The organism is Lentzea sp. JNUCC 0626 (genome assembly GCF_043632865.1).
In the GTDB taxonomy this organism is placed as follows: Bacteria; Actinomycetota; Actinomycetes; order Mycobacteriales; family Pseudonocardiaceae; genus Lentzea.
In genome coordinates, this window is sequence record NZ_CP171635.1 from 5,423,729 (window position 1) to 5,440,425 (window position 16,697).

16 protein-coding genes and 1 riboswitch are annotated in these 16,697 nt (G+C 69.9%); of the genes, 3 read left to right on the top strand and 13 right to left on the bottom strand.

The annotated features are described in order from the left end of the window. Positions 1-10 precede the first annotated feature (10 nt). Complete coding sequence (locus JNUCC0626_RS24330; protein WP_394613079.1) at positions 11-820, top strand: hypothetical protein; 810 nt, start codon at positions 11-13, stop codon at positions 818-820. Between the two features lie 9 nt (positions 821-829). Here JNUCC0626_RS24330 and holA read toward each other — a convergent pair whose 3' ends face one another. Beyond that, the gene (holA, locus tag JNUCC0626_RS24335) at positions 830-1,807 is read right to left on the bottom strand and encodes a DNA polymerase III subunit delta (RefSeq protein ID WP_394613080.1); all 978 of its coding nucleotides are present in this window, start codon (positions 1,805-1,807) and stop codon (positions 830-832) included. A gap of 78 nt (positions 1,808-1,885) precedes the next feature. Further along, a riboswitch (SAM riboswitch) is annotated at positions 1,886-2,031 on the top strand. Between the two features lie 11 nt (positions 2,032-2,042). On the opposite strand from holA, the gene thrC reads away from it, so the two are divergent. Then, positions 2,043-3,299: a threonine synthase gene (gene thrC, locus JNUCC0626_RS24340; RefSeq protein WP_394613081.1), complete on the top strand. Its 1,257-nt coding sequence runs from the start codon at positions 2,043-2,045 to the stop codon at positions 3,297-3,299. Between the two features lie 75 nt (positions 3,300-3,374). Here thrC and JNUCC0626_RS24345 read toward each other — a convergent pair whose 3' ends face one another. From JNUCC0626_RS24345 to JNUCC0626_RS24395, 11 genes are all read right to left on the bottom strand, one after another. Then, complete coding sequence (locus JNUCC0626_RS24345) at positions 3,375-3,830, bottom strand: hypothetical protein (RefSeq protein WP_394613082.1); 456 nt, start codon at positions 3,828-3,830, stop codon at positions 3,375-3,377. Beyond that, positions 3,718-6,114 (bottom strand): DNA internalization-related competence protein ComEC/Rec2, encoded by a 2,397-nt coding sequence (locus JNUCC0626_RS24350; RefSeq protein ID WP_394613083.1) that lies wholly within the window; start codon positions 6,112-6,114, stop codon positions 3,718-3,720. The genes JNUCC0626_RS24345 and JNUCC0626_RS24350 overlap by 113 nt, the downstream gene beginning before the upstream one ends. Before the next feature lie 473 nt (positions 6,115-6,587). Next, positions 6,588-7,283, bottom strand: coding sequence for a helix-hairpin-helix domain-containing protein (locus JNUCC0626_RS24355; protein ID WP_394613084.1), 696 nt, complete (start codon positions 7,281-7,283; stop codon positions 6,588-6,590). An 87-nt stretch (positions 7,284-7,370) separates the two neighbouring features. Beyond that, complete coding sequence (locus JNUCC0626_RS24360; protein ID WP_394613085.1) at positions 7,371-8,264, bottom strand: DegV family protein; 894 nt, start codon at positions 8,262-8,264, stop codon at positions 7,371-7,373. Between the two features lie 20 nt (positions 8,265-8,284). Next, entirely contained in the window at positions 8,285-8,998 is a 714-nt protein-coding gene (gene octT / locus JNUCC0626_RS24365) for a diglucosylglycerate octanoyltransferase (RefSeq protein WP_394613086.1), read from the bottom strand. After that, complete coding sequence (locus JNUCC0626_RS24370; protein WP_394613087.1) at positions 8,995-9,600, bottom strand: histidine phosphatase family protein; 606 nt, start codon at positions 9,598-9,600, stop codon at positions 8,995-8,997. The genes octT and JNUCC0626_RS24370 overlap by 4 nt, the downstream gene beginning before the upstream one ends. Positions 9,601-9,608: 8 nt before the next feature. After that, positions 9,609-9,992, bottom strand: coding sequence for a ribosome silencing factor (gene rsfS, locus JNUCC0626_RS24375; RefSeq protein ID WP_045316502.1), 384 nt, complete (start codon positions 9,990-9,992; stop codon positions 9,609-9,611). A gap of 141 nt (positions 9,993-10,133) precedes the next feature. After that, entirely contained in the window at positions 10,134-10,337 is a 204-nt protein-coding gene (gene cspE, locus JNUCC0626_RS24380; RefSeq protein WP_030468099.1) for a transcription antiterminator/RNA stability regulator CspE, read from the bottom strand. A gap of 85 nt (positions 10,338-10,422) precedes the next feature. Further along, a complete protein-coding gene (gene nadD / locus JNUCC0626_RS24385; RefSeq protein WP_382444478.1) occupies positions 10,423-11,004 on the bottom strand; it encodes a nicotinate-nucleotide adenylyltransferase in 582 nt (193 codons plus the stop codon). 180 nt (positions 11,005-11,184) lie between these two features. Next, positions 11,185-12,354: a cytochrome P450 gene (locus tag JNUCC0626_RS24390; protein WP_394613088.1), complete on the bottom strand. Its 1,170-nt coding sequence runs from the start codon at positions 12,352-12,354 to the stop codon at positions 11,185-11,187. Between the two features lie 16 nt (positions 12,355-12,370). Further along, positions 12,371-13,669 (bottom strand): glutamate-5-semialdehyde dehydrogenase, encoded by a 1,299-nt coding sequence (locus JNUCC0626_RS24395; RefSeq protein ID WP_394622086.1) that lies wholly within the window; start codon positions 13,667-13,669, stop codon positions 12,371-12,373. A gap of 30 nt (positions 13,670-13,699) precedes the next feature. Here JNUCC0626_RS24395 and JNUCC0626_RS24400 point away from each other — a divergent pair, with 30 nt between their 5' ends. After that, a complete protein-coding gene (locus tag JNUCC0626_RS24400) occupies positions 13,700-15,787 on the top strand; it encodes a RecQ family ATP-dependent DNA helicase (RefSeq protein WP_394613089.1) in 2,088 nt (695 codons plus the stop codon). A gap of 188 nt (positions 15,788-15,975) precedes the next feature. Here JNUCC0626_RS24400 and JNUCC0626_RS24405 read toward each other — a convergent pair whose 3' ends face one another. Continuing rightward, on the bottom strand, positions 15,976-16,569 hold the full coding sequence (locus tag JNUCC0626_RS24405) for a sigma-70 family RNA polymerase sigma factor (RefSeq protein ID WP_394622087.1): 594 nt from the start codon (positions 16,567-16,569) through the stop codon (positions 15,976-15,978). Positions 16,570-16,697 lie beyond the last annotated feature (128 nt).

Consider the following 16,697-nt stretch of genomic DNA (forward strand, 5'->3'; position numbering starts at 1 on the left):
GGCGTAGTCCATGGAATCGCTTCCGCGCCTCGACTTCGTCGAACTGCACGACCTCGACGGCACGCCGCCGGTGCTGCGCACGTTGCACACGGAGTCGATCACCACCATCTACCGGCTGACGGACGCCGCCCGCGAGTACGCACGGCCGTTGGCGCTGGCTCTGCGGTCGGGCGCGGACCACCGGATCGTCGACCTCTGCGCCGGTTCCGGCGGCCCGGTGCCCCTGATCCAGCGACGACTGCACGCTCAGGGCGTCCACACCCAGGTGACGCTGACGGACCTGGTGCCGAACGTGCCTGCCTTCGACCGCGTTGCCGCCACGAACCGGCGTCGCCTGCCCGACCCGTGCTGCTCGGTCGACCACGTGCCGACGCCCGTCGACGCCACGGACTGCCGCGTCGAAGGCACGCGGACGATCTACGGCGCCTTCCACCACTTCCCGCCGCCGTTGGCCACCCGCATGTTGCAGAACGCCGTCGACGCCAGGCAGCCCATCGTCGTCGTGGACACCAAACGGTCGTGGCTCTACGTGTTGGTCTTTCCGTTCTTCCTGACGCTGACCGTGTTGCTGACGGCGCCGTTCCAGCGCAACCCGTTGCCGCGCTACCTGCTGCGGCTGGCGCTCACCTACGTCGTGCCCGTGCTGCCGTTCATGATGTTCTGGGACAGCGTCGTGTCGTTCCTGCGCATGTACGGGCGCGCGGAACTGCGGCGGATGGTCGACGGCTTGACCGACACCGGCACGTTCACGTGGACGATCGGCGTCGAACGCGGCTTCACCGGCGCCCAGTACCTGATCGGCATCCCGCGCGAGAAGTGATCCTCGGGGTCAGCGGCGGCTGTGCGCGGCGACGATCCGGAGCACGGCACGCTCCAGCGCGTAGTCGGCGTCGGCCGCCACACCCTTCACGTCGGCGTTGAGCCCCGCGACCACCTGCATCGCGTCGGCGAGCCCCGCCTGCTCCCAGCCGCGGGCCTGCGCCTGCGCCTTCTTGATCTTCCACGGCGGCATGCCGAGCGGACCGGCCAGGCTGAACGGGTCGGCCCGTCCTACAGCGGACACGCGCGCGACCGTGCGCACCGCGTCCGCCAGCGCGTCCGCGACCAGCACGTGCGGCACCCCGAGCTGCATCGCCCAGCGCAACGCCTCCATCGCGCCCGCCCGGTCACCGACGACGGCCTTCTCCGCGACCGCGAACCCCGTCACCTCGGCCTTGCCCTGGTGGTAGCGGCGGATCTCCTCGACCGTCACCTTGCCGTCGGTGTCGGACACGAGCTGCGACGCGGCCGCAGCCAGCTCGCGCAGGTTCGTGCCCACGGCGTCGATGAGCGTGGAGACGGCCTCCGAGTCGATCTTGCCGCCCGCCTGCCGCACCTCGTTGCGCACGAACGCCTCGCGCTCGGCCGGCTTGGTGACCTTGCCGCACTCCGTGACCGCCGCACCGGCCTTCTTCAACTGACCCGGCAGGTCCTTGGCCGCCTTGCTGCGGCCACCACCGGTGTGCACGACGACGAGCGTGACCCCGTCCGCGGGCGCCTTGACGTAGGAGAGCACCGTGTCGGCGACCTCCTTGCCGATGTCCTGCCCGTTCTGCAGGACGATCACGCGACCCTCCGCGAACAGCGACGGACTCACCAGTTCGGCGAGCTCGGGAGGCGTGAGATCAGTCACCTGCACGCGGGTCAGATCGGCGTTCGGGTCGACCTGGCGGGCAGCCTCGAGAGTCGCCCGAACAGCACGTTCGACCAGCAACTCCTCCTCGCCGATGACGAGGTGCAGTGACTCCGGTGCGCTCACGCTCCGCATCTTCCCACGTCCCGGATCGTGGACGTCTGTGGCTCAGCAACGGACTGGTGCCGTAGCTTGGTGACCACAACTGAACACCGCTCATCCAGAGGGGCAGAGGGAACGGCCCGAAGAAGCCCCGGCAACCGGCGTCAGCGCTGTGTGCACATACCTGTGGACGCAACTGAGCGCAGACGATCACGGTGCCAATTCCGACCCGTTCGATTTCGCGGGAAAGATGAGGAGATACCTCGCGATGACTGCTGTCACTGTGCCCACGAGCACCAAGTTCGACCTCGGCCCGGCCCGCGCGCTGTTGTGCCGTGAGTGTGGAAACGAAACCCCTCTCGCTCCTGAGTACGCCTGTCTCGAGTGTTTCGGGCCGCTGGAAGTGGCCTACGACTTCGGGAAGATCCGGCGCGAGGACATCGAGGCCGGCCCCAGGTCCATCTGGCGCTACCGCGGCCTCCTCCCCGTTCCGTCCACTGTGGAGCAGCACCCGAACACCGACCCCGGCGGCACCCGCCTGGTCGAGGCGCACAACCTCGCCAAGGCCCTGGGAGTCCGCAAGGTCTGGGTGAAGGACGACACCGGCAACCCCACCCACTCGTTCAAGGACCGCGTCGTCGGCGTCGCCCTCGCCGCAGCCCGCGAACTCGGCTTCAAGGTGCTGGCCTGCCCCTCCACCGGCAACCTCGCGAACGCCGTCGCCGCGGCCGCCGCCAGGGCCGGCTGGAAGTCCGTCGTCCTCGTGCCCTCCAACCTCGAACGCGCCAAGATCCTCATGAGCGCGGTGTACGAAGGCGACCTGATCGCCGTCGACGGCAACTACGACGACGTGAACCGCCTCGCCCAGGAACTCGCCGCGGAGAACGAGGACTGGGCGTTCGTGAACGTCAACGTCCGCCCGTACTACGCGGAAGGCTCGAAGACGCTCGGCTACGAGGTCGCCGAACAGCTCGGCTGGCGCCTGCCCGACCAGATCGTCGTGCCGATCGCCTCCGGCTCGCAGCTCACCAAGGTGGACAAGGCGTTCCGCGAACTCGGCCAGCTCGACCTCGTGGAAGCCACGCCCTACAAGGTGTTCGGCGCACAGGCCACCGGCTGCTCCCCGATCTCCGCCGCCTACAAGGCGGGCCACGACGTCATCCGCCCGGTCCGCCCGGACACCATCGCCCGCTCGCTGGCGATCGGCGCCCCGGCCGACGGCCCGTACGTGCTCGACGCGGTGCGCCGCACCAACGGCGCCATCGAGGACGTCACCGACGAAGAGGTCGTCGAGGGCATCAAGCTCCTCGCCCGCACCGAGGGCATCTTCGCCGAGACCGCCGGCGGCGTGACCGTCGCGACGGCGAAGAAGCTGATCGACTCGGGCCAGCTCGACCCCGACGCCGAGACCGTGCTGCTCATCACCGGCGACGGCCTCAAGACCCTCGACGCGCTGGGCGACACGATCGGCCCGCGCGCGACGGTTCCGCCGTCGGCCGAGGCCGTCATCAACGCTCTGCGCTAGGCAGCTGCCCGGTGGGTGCTGTCGCCATGACGGCACCCACCCAGGCTCAGCGGAGATCCGCCAGGTTTTCCTGGCTCACAAGGCGATGGCGTCGGTCTTGAGCCACCCCGTGCGCGGGAACCGTTCCAGGCCTTCGACCACGTGCGGCCCCACCGGTGTCACCGAGGCGCGCCACGCCACGATCCGTTGCGGCCACGGGGCTTCTGCCTTCAGGGCGTTGTAGTGGTAGTCGTGCCACACGTCCGGGGCGATGCGCAGGGTGTCGTCGAAGACGTGCTCTGCGGCGAGGTCGTAGGCCGCCTCCGGTGTCTCGGCCTTTGTCGGTGGGAGCACGTGCGTCATCAACGCTTTGTGCGTGATGGCGCGGGTGCCGTCGTCGAGCGATTCGCAGATGTAGTAGCCGAAATCGGGTTTCAGTTCATCGTGCGGCCACGGGGTGGCCTTGTAGTTCGTTTGCCACAGCGCCCACGCGAGGCCCGGCGTGCCGCCGGGGATCGGGTAGCGCGCGTTGAACAACCTGACCCAGACCATCTCTTCTCCTTCGTACGATTCGGTTTCCTGGCAGCACGGCCAGGTCGCCGTCCTTGTCCGTGCGCAACACCAGCGCGCCTCCGGTCCGCAGCACGTCGACCACGTGTGGGCTCGGGTGCCCGTATCTGTTGTCCGCGCCTACGCTCACCAGCGCTACCCGAGGCCGCACGGCCTTCAGGAACGCCGGCAGCGAGTACCGGGAGCCGTGGTGCGGCACCTTGAGCACCTCGGCGTTGAGGTCCCGCTCCCCCAGCAACGCCGCCTGGCCGGCCAGTTCGACGTCACCGGTGAGCAGCACCCGGCCCGCTCGCGTGTGCGCCTTGAGCACGAGCGAGTAGTCGTTCACCGTCGTGTTGCCGTCCTCGGCCACCGGTGGCCTCCGAGGACCCATCACCTCCATTTCCAGGCCTGGCAAGGAAAACCGTTCCTCTGCCTGCGGCTCGATCACCCGCACGCGCTGGGCGCGGGCAAGGGTGGCGACCTCTCGCCACGCCCACTCGGGCTCCTTGAGCGGCCCTACCGCTACCGCGCCCACCGCACGTCCGGTGAGCACGGCTTCCAGGCCGCCTACGTGGTCCGCGTGCAGGTGCGTCAGCACCACCAGCGGAATCTTCTTGATTCCCAACGTCTTCAGGCATCGGTCGACCGCGCCGGGATCGGGGCCGGTGTCGACCAGCACCGCTGTGTCCGGTGTGTCGGTGGCCAGCACCAGTGCGTCGCCCTGGCCCACGTCGCAGCTGACGACCTTCCAGCCGTCTGGCGGCCAGACCGGCGCCACCACCCTCATCGGCACCAGCACCACGAATCCGCCGATGAGCACCGCGACGACCAACGTCCGCGTCTTCTTCAGCAGCAGCAACAACACCACTGCGGCGGTGACCGCGGTCAGGGTCACCGCCCCGACCCAGCCGTCGGGCCAGCCGACCGCCGCGCCGGGCACCGACGCCGCCTGCCGCCCGACCAGCACCAGCCAGCTCACGGCGGGGCCGGCTACGTGCGTCACGACCTCGGCCGCCGTGCTGCTGATCGGCGCGACGGCTGCCGCCGCCACCCCGAGCACCGTCGCCGGTGCCACCACCGGCCCGGCGACCAGGTTGGCCACCACGGAGACCAGGCTCACCTGCCCCGACAACCCGGCCACGAGCGGCGCCGTGGCGAGGCTCGCCGCGGTGGGCACGACGATCGCCTCTGCCAGGCCGTTCGGCACGCCACGTCGTTTGAGCGCCCGCGCCCACCTGGGAGCGACGAGCACCAGCGCCGCCGTCGCCACCACGGACAACGCGAACCCCGGCTCGCCGCCCAGCGCCGGATCGTGCAGCACCAGGACGAGCACCGCCGCCGCCAGCCCCGGCACCGCCGACCGCTGCCGGCCGAGCACCAACGCCAGCAACGCCACCGCGCCCATGACCGCCGCCCGCAACACGCTCGGCTCCGGCCCGGCCAGCACCACGAACCCGACCAGCGCCACGAACGCCGCTCCGGCCGCAGGCCGAGGCCCGAGGCGCCGCGTGAGCAGGTAGACCGCGCCGCTGATGATGGCGAGGTTCGCCCCGCTCACCGCGAGCAGGTGAGCGAGCCCAGCGGTGCGGAACTCGTCCTCGATGCGCGGCACCATCTGCTCGGTGTCGCCCACCACGAGTGCCGGCAGCAGTCCGGCCTCTTCGGCGTCCAGCACCTTGCTGGCCTGCCGCAGACCGTCGCGGAGTTCCGCGGCCCAGCTCTGGTACGCCGGGGGTGGCTGCGGGTGTTGCGGCGGTCCGCGCACCCGCAGCAAGGCTGACGCCAGGTCGCCGCCACGGGGTGGGGCGAGCGTTCCCCTGACCGTGACCTTCTGGCCTGGCACCAGATCCCGCCACTTGTCCGCCGGGGCGAACACCACCAGCTGGGCACCGTCCGCCGTTGCCCTGATCACCACGTTCCCGACTCCGGCCTGGGTGCCGCCGAAGCCCTCGGCACGGATTCCTTTCGGTCTGGTGGTGAGTTCCGCGGTGAGGGTGGTGGTGCGGCCTTCGTCAGCGGCCTGGCGGAGCGGGTGGGTCTCGGCCCGGTGTACTGCCGCGCCCACCCAGATCGCGGCGACCGGGCCGGAGATCAGGAGAGCTATCGCGCAGGTCCTGGTCCACCAGGCCCTGCGCCAGGCGAGCAGGCCGAGCACACCGGCCGTCACGCCGGTCAGCACGGCTGTCTGCCAGCTCAGGAAGAGGCCGGCCAGGGCAGTCGCCCAGACCGCGGCCGCGGCGGGGACGAGGCGGAAGTCGTGTGTTGTCGGGAAGGTGCCGGCCATCAGAGGCTCTCGGTCGCGGTGGGGCGTCGCGGGTCACGCGGTTGCCTGGGCGAAGGCGGCCGTGAGGCCGGGCGGCGAAAGAGCACGCGGACGAGGGCTTTCGTTCGGTGGCCTCGGATCGCGGCTGGTGCCGCCTTGCCGAGGCCCGGGCAGCCGGGGAGACCTCGGCGCCGGGCGGTGCGGGAGAGCGCAGGTGAGCAGGTGCAGGCGCCGGGACGTGGGGTGGTGCCAGGCGGTCTCGACGTTGGTGTGGCTGGTGATGCGGACGGAGGGCATGGCTGACTCCGGTCGGTGAGCGGGAACGTGGGGGCGCCGGGAGAAGAGACGGCGGTCAGGTCTGGACCAGGCGCAGCCGGCGGAACGTGGAGCGGCGCCAGGCAGTCTCGACGATGGTCTGGCCGGTGACACGGACAGCAGGCATCGCTGACCCGGTCGGGGAGCGGGAAGAAGCAGTGCGGGGGAAGAGGCGGCGGTCAGGTGTGGACCAGGTCTGTCAGCTTGGCCAGCTTCGACTCGCCGATGCCTTCCACGTCGCGGAGTTGGTCGACCGCGGTGAAGGGGCCTTTGCGGGTGCGGTGATCGACGATGCGTTGCGCCATCACCGGGCCGATGCCGGGCAGCGCGTCCAGGTCGGCCACCGTGGCGGTGTTCAGGTTCAGCTTGGGCTGGGAACGGGGCGCTTGCGGTGCGTCGGCGGCCGGTGGGGGTGGGATGCCGACCGCGATCTGCTCGCCGTCGGTGAGCTTGCGGGCCAGGTTCAGGTTGTGCAGGTCGGTGCCCGGTTTCACGCCTCCGGCCAGGCGGACGGCATCGGCCACGCGGGCGCCGGACGGGGCGGTGACCAGGCCCGGGGCGGCCACTTCGCCGATCACGTTCACCACCAGGTCGGCGGCCGGTGCCGAGGTGCTCACCAGCGCCAGTTCGGGTGCCGGTTCGGCGGCCGGGCTCTGCCACCAACTGCCGAGGCCTATCACCGCGCACGCCACGGCTATGCCCAGGGCCAGCAGGCCTCGACGAGGGAGGGCGGGCAGGCGGAAGCGACGGGGTGGGGCGGTGTCGGCCGAGTCCTCTGATCGTGCGTGGACGAGGGTCGGATCGGCTCGCACCTTGTCGGCCAGGGCGGCGAGGCGTTCGGTCGGGAGGGGGTCCGGGTGGGAGCGGGGGGACATGCGAGGGACGCTACGGAGCGGGGTGGGTGGGGAGGTGGGGTTGGCTCCGCGGCTGTGGATTACTCGCGGGTTGTGGACAGGTCGCGATCACTCACCGGTCGCGGCCGGGGAATTGTCGGGGGTCTGTGGGATGCTGTCGGGTCCTCCCGGCAACACCACGACGCCGAGCACACCCGGTCCCGTGTGCGCGCCGATCACCGCGCCCACCTCGGAGATCACGCAGCCCGTCGAGCCGGGCAGCCGCTCGTCCAGCCGGGTCGCGAGCTCCGCGGCCCGTTCCGGCGCGGCCAGGTGGTGCACGGCCAGTCCGACGGGTCCGTCCCCCGCCGCGGCCGCCGCCAGGTCGACCAGGCGTCCCACCGCGCGGCTCATCGTGCGCACCTTCTCCAGCGGCACGATCCGGCCGTCGTCCATGTGCAGCAACGGCTTCACGGCCAGCGCGGTCCCCACCAGCGCCGCCGCCGTGCCAATCCGGCCACCCCGGCGCAGGTGCTCCAGCGTCTCCAGGCAGAAGAACATCCGGGTCTCCGCGGCAGCCGACGACGCGGCCTCCTCGACCTCGGCGTGCGAACGCCCGGCGGACACGGCCGCGCACGCGCGCAACACCGAGAACCCGAGCCCCATGCCTGTCGACCGCGAGTCGACCACGCGGATGCGGGTCGGATCGATCTCCTCAGCGGCCAGCCGTGCGGCCTCCCACGTCCCGGACAGCTCACGAGAGAGATGCACAGACACGACCGCGTCCGATGAGGACAGCGCCTCCCGGTAGACGTCGGCCATCTCACCGGGAGTGGGCCGCGACGTCGTCACCCGGCGGTGCTCCGCGAGGGCAGCGGCCAGTTCGAACGGTCCGAAGTCGACACCGTCGAGACGTCCGGCACCGTCCACCGCCACGTGCAACGGCACGACGGTGATCGCATGGCGCTTCGCGAACCCCTCGGGCAGGTATGCCGTGGAGTCGGTGACGATGGTGATGCGCACGAGCGACGAGCCTACGGGGCTCACTCCTCCGAGGGACTCAACGCCACGGACGAGATGAGGGAGGCCATCGCCGCGCCCACGAGTTCGTGCCCCTCCCAGCCCCAGTGCATCCCGTCCGGATTTCCGGCACCGGACCGCACGTGCTCCCCGATCACGGCGGGCAGGTCCAGTAACGGCACGCCTGCACCCGTGGCCCACCCGCGCACGTGCGCCACCGCAGCCGCGTGCCCCTGATGCGCGTAGGCGTACGTGGCCGCGCGATGCACCGACGGCACGATCCCGACCGCCGGCATCGTGTACTGGAGGTTCCGCACGGACTGCAACATGTCCCGCAGATACCGCGCCGTCAGTGCCGGAGGCAGCGACGCACGCGTGTAAGGCGCCAACCGAGGCTGCACGGACTGATAGCGCGCACGCACCCACCGCCGCAGCCAATCGGGCCGCACATAACGCAGCCCCTCACGCAGATAGGTGGGCAACGGCGAGGGCAACGTGTCCATGCTCCCCACCGCGAACACCAGCACGTCGGTGCGCGGCAGCAACGACCAGATCCGCGGGTCCCCGGTCAACGCCCACCAGGCGTCCCGCGCCGTCCACCCGAACCCGGCCGCGAGCTCCGCCGACCCGCCCAACTGCTCGGCACAGATGTTGTGCCACAGGCGTGGGTGGTCGGCGGGCAGCGGTCCGGACGGCCCGAAGAACGACAGCGAGTCGCCGAGGACCAGCAGTCTCAACGCGTGGTGCCCGCGTTGTACGACGTCAGCCGCCACCGGTCGTTGCGGCGGGTGAACACCGTCCAGTGGCAGTTCGAGATCCCGCCGAGCTGCGACCAGTTCTCCACCGGCAGCTCCAGCAACCGGCCGGTCAACGCGCTGATCAGGCCCCCGTGCGCGCACAGCATGACGGTCTCGGAGAACTCCGCGTCCACCTCGTGCACGACCTGGATGGCGCGCTCGGCCACCTCGACCCGCGACTCGCCGTCCGGCGGCGCGAACGTCGGATCGGTGCGCCACACCGCGACCTGACCCGGCCACTCCTGCTCGACCTCGCCGACGTTCAGCCCCTGCCACTTGCCCAGGTGCGTCTCGCGCAGCCGTTCGTCGATCCGCAGCGGGATGTCCGTCGACGACGTGAACACCCCGGCGGTGTTGCGGGCGCGTTGCAGGTCCGAGGCCACCACGATCTCCGGCTCGAACCCGGCGAGCACCGGCACGGCGAACCTCGCCTGGTTCAGACCTGTCTCGGTGAGCGCCGAGTCCAGATGACCCTGGAGACGCCCGGTCGCGTTGTAGTCGGTCTCACCGTGCCGCCACAGCACGAGTCGGCTCAGGGCCATCTGCTACCTCATTCAGCCGTCGAGTCGGCGGGGACGTCCGCTTCGAACTCGATCCGCGGGCAGTCCTTCCACAGCCGCTCCAGGCCGTAGAAGCTGCGCTCCTCGGTGTGCTGCACGTGCACGACGACGTCCACGAAGTCCAGCAGCACCCAACGGCCCTCGCGAGCCCCTTCGCGGCGCACCGGCTTCGTGCCGGCCTCCCGCAGCTTCTCCTCGATGTTGTCGACGATCGCGCCGACCTGCCGCTCGTTGGGAGCGGACGCGATCACGAACACATCCGTGATCACGAGCTGGTCGGAGACGTCGAGCACCGTCACGTCGTGCGCCTTCTTGTCGGCCGCTGCGTTCGCCGCGACCAGCGCCAGCCGTCGTGCCTCGTCGGTGGCTGCCACGTCACTCCTCTGACTTCCGGCGGACGTCGATACGCCCGCACGAGTTACTGAGGGTACCGGCGTGCGCCAACGGGTACTTCACACGCAGGCATGACGAAGGCCACCTCAGCGCCCTGAGGTGGCCTTCACCTGCGCCGAAGCTTAGAGCGGGCGGACCTGCTGGGCCTGCGGCCCCTTCTGGCCCTGGCCGACCTCGAACTCGACCTTCTGGTTCTCCTCGAGCGAGCGGAAACCCTTGGACTGGATCTCCGAGTAGTGCACGAAGACGTCTGCCGAGCCGTCGTCGGGCGCGATGAACCCGAAGCCCTTTTCGGCGTTGAACCACTTCACGGTGCCTGTAGCCAAAGTCTTGCCTTCCACGAACCAGCAACAACCCGCTGATTGTTGCTCCCCGCGCGCTCGGATGCACGCAAAATCCACTCGAACGTGGTTACGACTCGGAGTACAGGCCTGTTTTCGCGATGTACTGGACCACTCCATCGGGCACGAGGTACCAGACCGGCTGACCCGAGGCGGTCCTCGCGCGGCAGCCGGTTGACGAAATGGCCATGGCCGGGACCTCGACCAACGACACCGAGCCGGGCGGCAGGTGACGGTCGTTCAGCGTGTACCCCGGACGGGTGACTCCGATGAAGTGCGCGAGGTCGAACGCGTCGGCGGCGCGCTTCCAGGACAGGATCTGCTCCAGCGCGTCGGCGCCGGTGATGAAGAACAGGTCGGCGTCCGGGTACTGCTTCTTGAGGTCCGTGAGCGTGTCCACGGTGTACGTGGGGCCGTCTCGGTCGATGTCGACCCTGCTGACCGAGAAGCGCGGGTTCGAGGCCGTGGCGATGACCGTCATCAGGTACCGGTCCTCAGCCTCGGAGACCTCCCGCGACGCCTTCTGCCAGGGCTGACCCGTCGGCACGAAGATCACGCGGTCCAGGTCGAACCTGGCCTGCACCTCGCTGGCGGCCACGAGGTGGCCGTGGTGGATGGGGTCGAACGTGCCACCCATGACGCCGATGCGCATCAAAACAGCGTAGACCGGCGCGGGCCGCTCCCGAGGCCCAGCGCCGGTCGTGCTGATCACACCGAACGGCTCAGGGGGAGGACGAGCCGTGCGGGTCGCGGCTTACCCCGAAGCAAAGCCGCGCGCATTGGAGGAACGCGCGGGCCGCTCCCCCATGACGCGGTTGGTCCAAGATTTTTCTCACCAGGCCACGACGAGCTTCACCGGGCCTCTGACCAGCGAACCCTTCCGGAACTCGACGGGTTCGGCGAGCCGCAGACCGGGCATCCGGCGCACCAGCGTGCCGAGCGCGACCTGGAGTTCCATCCGCGCGAGCTGCGATCCGAGGCAGAAGTGGATGCCGTGTCCGAACTGCAGGTGCTGGCCGACCTCACGCTCCAGGTCGAGTTCAGCGGCGTTGGCGTACATCGACTCGTCGTGGTTCGCCGACGACACGACCACCAGCACGGCGTCACCCTCCCTCACGAGCGCGTTGCCGAGCCGGACGTCCTCGGTGGCGATGCGGGTGAAGCCGGCGCCGCTGCCCAGCGGGATGAACCGCAGCAGCTCCTCGACGGCGTTCGGGACCTTCTCCGGGTGCTCGCCGAGGTCCTTCAGCGCATCCGGGTGGTCGATGAGCGTGACGACGCTGTTCGCGATCATGTTCGCCGTCGTCTCGTGCCCGGCAACGAGGAGCGTGATGCCGAACCTGACGAGTTCGTCCTCGCTGAGCCTGTCATCGTTGTCGCGGGCGGCCACGAGCGCACTGATCAGGTCGTCCGTGGGGTGTTCACGGCGCTTGGCGACGAGTTCGGTGAAGTAGCCGTGCAGCTTCATCATGCCGTGCATGGCCTCTTCGGGCGTGTGGCCACCGACCGTGGACAACACCTGGTTCGACCACGTGCGGAAGTCGGCGCGGTCCTCGAACTGCACCCCGAGCAGTTCGCAGATGATCGTGATCGGGAACGGCATCGAGAAGCCCTCGACCAGGTCGCCGGGGTTGTCCAGGCCGTCCAGCAGCTCGTCGGTGATTTGCTGGGCGCGCGGCTTTAGTGCCTCGACGCGGCGCACAGTGAACGCCTTGGAGACCAACCGGCGCATGCGGGCGTGGTCCGCGCCGTCGTGCGTGAGGATCGAACCGCCCGGTGCGATGAGCGGCTGCATCCTCGGGACGTCCTGGTCGACCGTGCGCGCACGGCTGAATCTCGGGTCGCCCAGGACGAACTTCGTGTCTTCGTAGGACGTGACGAGCCAGCCCTCGCCGCCGTAGGGATACGTCACGCGCGTGACAGGTTCATCGCGCCGTAGACGTTCATAGGTCGGGTCGAGGGCCAGCCCGGCAGCTTCGGAGAACGGGTAGGTGGGAGCCATGTCTCCGAACGTAGAGCTACGCCTTGGGGCGCGTGTGGCCTTCTCCCCACACGACCCATTTAGAGGAAGTCAGCTCGGTCAGGCCCATCGGACCGCGGGCGTGCAGCTTCTGCGTGGAGATGCCGATCTCCGCGCCCATGCCGAACTCCGCGCCGTCGGTGTACGCCGTGGAGGCGTTGACGAACACAGCAGCGGCGTCCACACGGGCCGTGAACCGACGTGCGGCCGTGACGTCATTCGTCACGATGGCCTCGCTGTGGCCGGAACCGTACGTGGCGATGTGCTTCACCGCGTCGTCCAACGAGTCGACGACCTTCGCCGAGATGTCGAGGCTCAGGTACTCGGTGCCCCAGTCCTCGTCGGTGGCGGTCAGCACGTCCGACTGCTGGGCGAACTGCTCGTCGCCGTGGATCGTGACGTTCTCCTGCTGCAACGCCTTGGTGATGCGCGGGACGAACTCGTGCGCGACATCCTTGTGCACCAGCAGGGACTCCGCCGCGTTGCACACGCTCGTGCGCCGCGTCTTGGCGTTGAGGACGATCGCCTCCGCCATGTCCAGGTCGGCGTTCGCGTCGACGTAGACGTGGCAGTTGCCGACGCCGGTCTCGATCGTGGGCACCGTGGCCTGCTCGACCACGGCGTTGATCAGGCCCGAGCCACCGCGCGGGATCACCAGGTCGACCAGGCCGCGCGCGGTGATGAGGTGGGTGACGGACGCCCGGTCGTGACACGGCAGCAGCTGCACGCTGTCGGCCGGCAGGTTCACGCTTTCGAGTGCGTCGCGCAGGATGCCGACGAGCGCGGTGTTGGAGTGCTCGGCGGTCGAGGAACCCCGCAGCAGCGCGGCGTTGCCGGACTTGAGCGCGAGCCCGGCGGCGTCGACCGTGACGTTCGGGCGGGCCTCGTAGACCATGCCGACGACGCCCATCGGGACGCGGACCTGCTTGAGCTCGAGCCCGTTCGGGAGGATGCCGCCGGTGATCACCTGGCCGACCGGGTCCGCCAGTCCCGCAACGGTTTCCAGGCCCGCTGCCACGCCTTCGACGCGGGCCTCGTCGAGCGTGAGGCGGTCGAGGAGGTTGGCTGGGAGACCCGCTGCCTTGCCCGCTTCGAGGTCCTTCTGGTTGGCCTCGATGATCTCTGGCGCGCGCTTGCGCAGCGCGGCGGCCATCTCCTGGAGCGCGGTGTCCTTGCGCTCGCGGGTGGCGAGGACGAGTTCGTCGGCGGCGACACGGGCGCGGCGAGCTGCCGCGTGCACCTGATCGCGCAGGTCATCAGTCACGCCACACAGCTTACGACCTGCGACAATCACAATTGTCAGACCTGCCTGGCAAGCTTGCTCCCCATGGACGACATCGCGTTGCGAGAACTGGCGGAGGAACGGCTCCGGGCACTGGCGGGCCCGGAGGCGGTGCTGCGCGAGGACCAGTGGACCGCGATCCACACCCTCGTGGCCCAGCGCCGCCGCGCTCTCGTCGTCCAGCGCACGGGCTGGGGCAAGTCGGCCGTGTACTTCATCGCGACGGCCTTGCTGCGTCAGCTCGGCGAGGGGCCCACGGTCATCGTGTCGCCGTTGCTCGCGTTGATGCGCAACCAGATCGACGCGGCCGCGCGGGCCGGTGTGCACGCGGTGACGATCAACTCGGCGAACCCCGGTGAGTGGGACGCCGTGCAGGAGCAGGTGGCCGCGGGCGAGGTCGACGTGCTGCTGGTGAGCCCGGAACGGCTGAACAACCCCGACTTCCGCGATTCGGTGCTGCCCTCGCTGACGGCCTCGGCGGGCATGCTCGTGGTCGACGAGGCGCACTGCATCTCGGACTGGGGGCACGACTTCCGGCCCGACTACCGGCGGCTGCGGACGTTGCTGACGGAACTGCCGGCGGGCGTGCCGGTGCTGGCGACGACGGCGACGGCCAACAACAGGGTGGTGCACGACGTCACCGAGCAGCTGGGACTCGGCGCCGACGAGGGCACGCTGGTGCTGCGGGGGCCGTTGGACCGCGACAGCCTGCGGTTGTCGGTCGCGTTGCTGCCCACCGCCGAGTCGCGGCTCGGATGGCTGGCCGAGCAACTCGAACGGCTGCCGGGGTCCGGGATCATCTACACGCTCACGGTGGCGGCGGCGGACGACATCGCGGCGTTCCTGGCCTCGCGCGGCTTCGCGGTGGCGGCGTACTCGGGCAAGACGGAACCGGCCGAGCGTGAGCGGGCCGAGGAAGACCTGCTGGGCAACAAGGTCAAGGCGTTGGTGGCGACCTCGGCTCTGGGCATGGGGTTCGACAAGCCGGACTTGGGCTTCGTCGTGCACGTGGGCGCGCCGTCGTCGCCCATCGCCTACTACCAGCAGATCGGTCGTGCGGGCCGCGGCGTCGAACGGGCCGAGGTCGTGCTGCTGCCCGGCCACGAGGACCGGGACATCTGGGCGTACTTCACGTCGCTCGCGTTCCCGCCGGAAGTGGTGGTGCGCCAGGTGTTGTCCGCGCTGGACGGGGCGGGCAGGGCGCTGTCGACGGCGGCGCTGGAACCGATGGTCGAGCTGTCGCGCGGCAGGCTCGAGGTGGTGCTGAAGGTGCTGGACGTCGACGGCGCGGTGCGGCGGGTGAAGGGCGGCTGGGAGTCGACCGGCAGGCCGTGGGAGTACGACGGCGAGCGGTACGCGCGCATCGCGGAAGCGCGCAAGGCCGAGCAGCAGGTGATGGTCGAGTACCTGCGCACCGACCAGTGCCGCATGAAGTTCCTCCAGGACCAGCTCGACGATCCGACGTCGCACGAGTGCGGCCGCTGCGACAACTGCACGGGCGAGCGCCTGTCCGTCGAGGTCTCCGAGGTGGCAGCGGTCGCCGCCCGCGAACGCCTGCTGCGCCCCGGCCTCGACGTGGCGCCGCGCAAGATGTGGCCGACGGGCATGGGCGCGATCGGCGTCCCGCTGTCCGGCAAGATCCCGGCGACCGAGGTGGCGGCCACCGGCAGGGCGCTGGGCCGCCTCACCGACATCGGCTGGGGCAACCGCCTGCGCGACCTGCTCGCCGACGGCACCGCCGACCGCGAGATCCCGGACGACGTCTTCGCGGCGTGCGTGAAGGTGCTGTCCGCCTGGGGCTGGGACGACCGCCCGGTGGGCGTGGTGACGATCGGCTCGCGCCGGCGTCCCCAACTGGTCGGCAGCTTCGGCGCGAAGATCGCGTCCATCGGCCGCCTGCCGTTCCTCGGCACTCTCTGGCTCGGTGAGTCGACGCACCGGGCCAACAGCGCCCAACGCCTCGCCGGGCTGGTGCGGGCGGGCGAGACACCGGATCTGTCCGGTGTGGACGGTCCGGTGCTGTTGGTGGACGACCACATCGACACCGGGTGGACGATGACGGTGGCGGCGCGGATGCTCAGGAAGGAGGGCGTGACGGCGGTCCTGCCGTTCGCACTCGCGGTGACGAACTGACCTGCAGAGTTGCCCAGCCGAGCAGCCCGACAGCGATCGCGCAGACGGCGACCGCGATGAGTCCCAGCAACAGCTGGATCGACTTCGGCAGCGTCGACTGGTGCAGATGCACGTCTCCGTTAACGGCGCCCGCCTGCATCACTGTGCCTGCGGCCGCCGTCACCACGGCGTTGTCGACGATCATGGGTTCACTGCTGGCGTTCGTCAGCACGGGCGTACCTCACTGAAGAACTGTTCCGATCGACAGTGCTGAGATGCTTGCGCAACTGGGTGAGTGCACGATGTTGCGCCACCCGGACCGCACCCGGTGTCGAACCGACCGCCTCGGCAGTTTCCTCGGCGGAAAGCCCGACGATCACCCGTAGAACCACGATCTCGCGCTGCTTCTCCGGCAAGACCTTCAACAACGTGGCCATCTGGCTCGACAGCTCGCCCTGCATCGCCCGCTGCTCGGGCCCGGCCGCCGTGTCCATCGACTCCGGCAGCTCCGGCACCGCCTCAGCCCGGTTGCGCGAGAAGCTGCGGAACGAGTCCGCCACCTTGTGCGCCGCGATCCCGTACACGAACGCCAGAAACGGACGCCCCTGATCGCGGTACGACGACAACGAGGTCAGCACCGCCAGACACACGTCCTGCGCAACATCATCAGCCGACGCGAACGACCCAACGCGCGCACGGCAATACCGCACGACCAACGGCCTGATAGTGCCCAACAGCCGCTCGATCGCCCGGCGGTCACCAGCCACCGCTGCCGCAACATCATCGTTTCTGCTGTCCGCCACAACGTCGGAAATCCGAAGGCCTGGGTCGGGCTTGTCCGCTCGGAGCTTCACTTCCTTGAGCGCAGCCTCGACGTTCAACCGGTCCGCAACAGAGGCCACGAACTCCCGGTTGGCGCGGTCAAGCCAGG

Coding starts and splice junctions, on each gene's coding strand:
- JNUCC0626_RS24330 (WP_394613079.1), top strand. CDS start 11: ATGGAATCGCTTCCGCGCCTCGACTTCGTCGAACTGCACGACCTCGAC.
- holA (WP_394613080.1), bottom strand. CDS start 1,807: ATGCGGAGCGTGAGCGCACCGGAGTCACTGCACCTCGTCATCGGCGAG.
- thrC (WP_394613081.1), top strand. CDS start 2,043: ATGACTGCTGTCACTGTGCCCACGAGCACCAAGTTCGACCTCGGCCCG.
- JNUCC0626_RS24345 (WP_394613082.1), bottom strand. CDS start 3,830: ATGGTCTGGGTCAGGTTGTTCAACGCGCGCTACCCGATCCCCGGCGGC.
- JNUCC0626_RS24350 (WP_394613083.1), bottom strand. CDS start 6,114: ATGGCCGGCACCTTCCCGACAACACACGACTTCCGCCTCGTCCCCGCC.
- JNUCC0626_RS24355 (WP_394613084.1), bottom strand. CDS start 7,283: ATGTCCCCCCGCTCCCACCCGGACCCCCTCCCGACCGAACGCCTCGCC.
- JNUCC0626_RS24370 (WP_394613087.1), bottom strand. CDS start 9,600: ATGGCCCTGAGCCGACTCGTGCTGTGGCGGCACGGTGAGACCGACTAC.
- nadD (WP_382444478.1), bottom strand. CDS start 11,004: ATGCGCATCGGCGTCATGGGTGGCACGTTCGACCCCATCCACCACGGC.
- JNUCC0626_RS24390 (WP_394613088.1), bottom strand. CDS start 12,354: ATGGCTCCCACCTACCCGTTCTCCGAAGCTGCCGGGCTGGCCCTCGAC.
- JNUCC0626_RS24400 (WP_394613089.1), top strand. CDS start 13,700: ATGGACGACATCGCGTTGCGAGAACTGGCGGAGGAACGGCTCCGGGCA.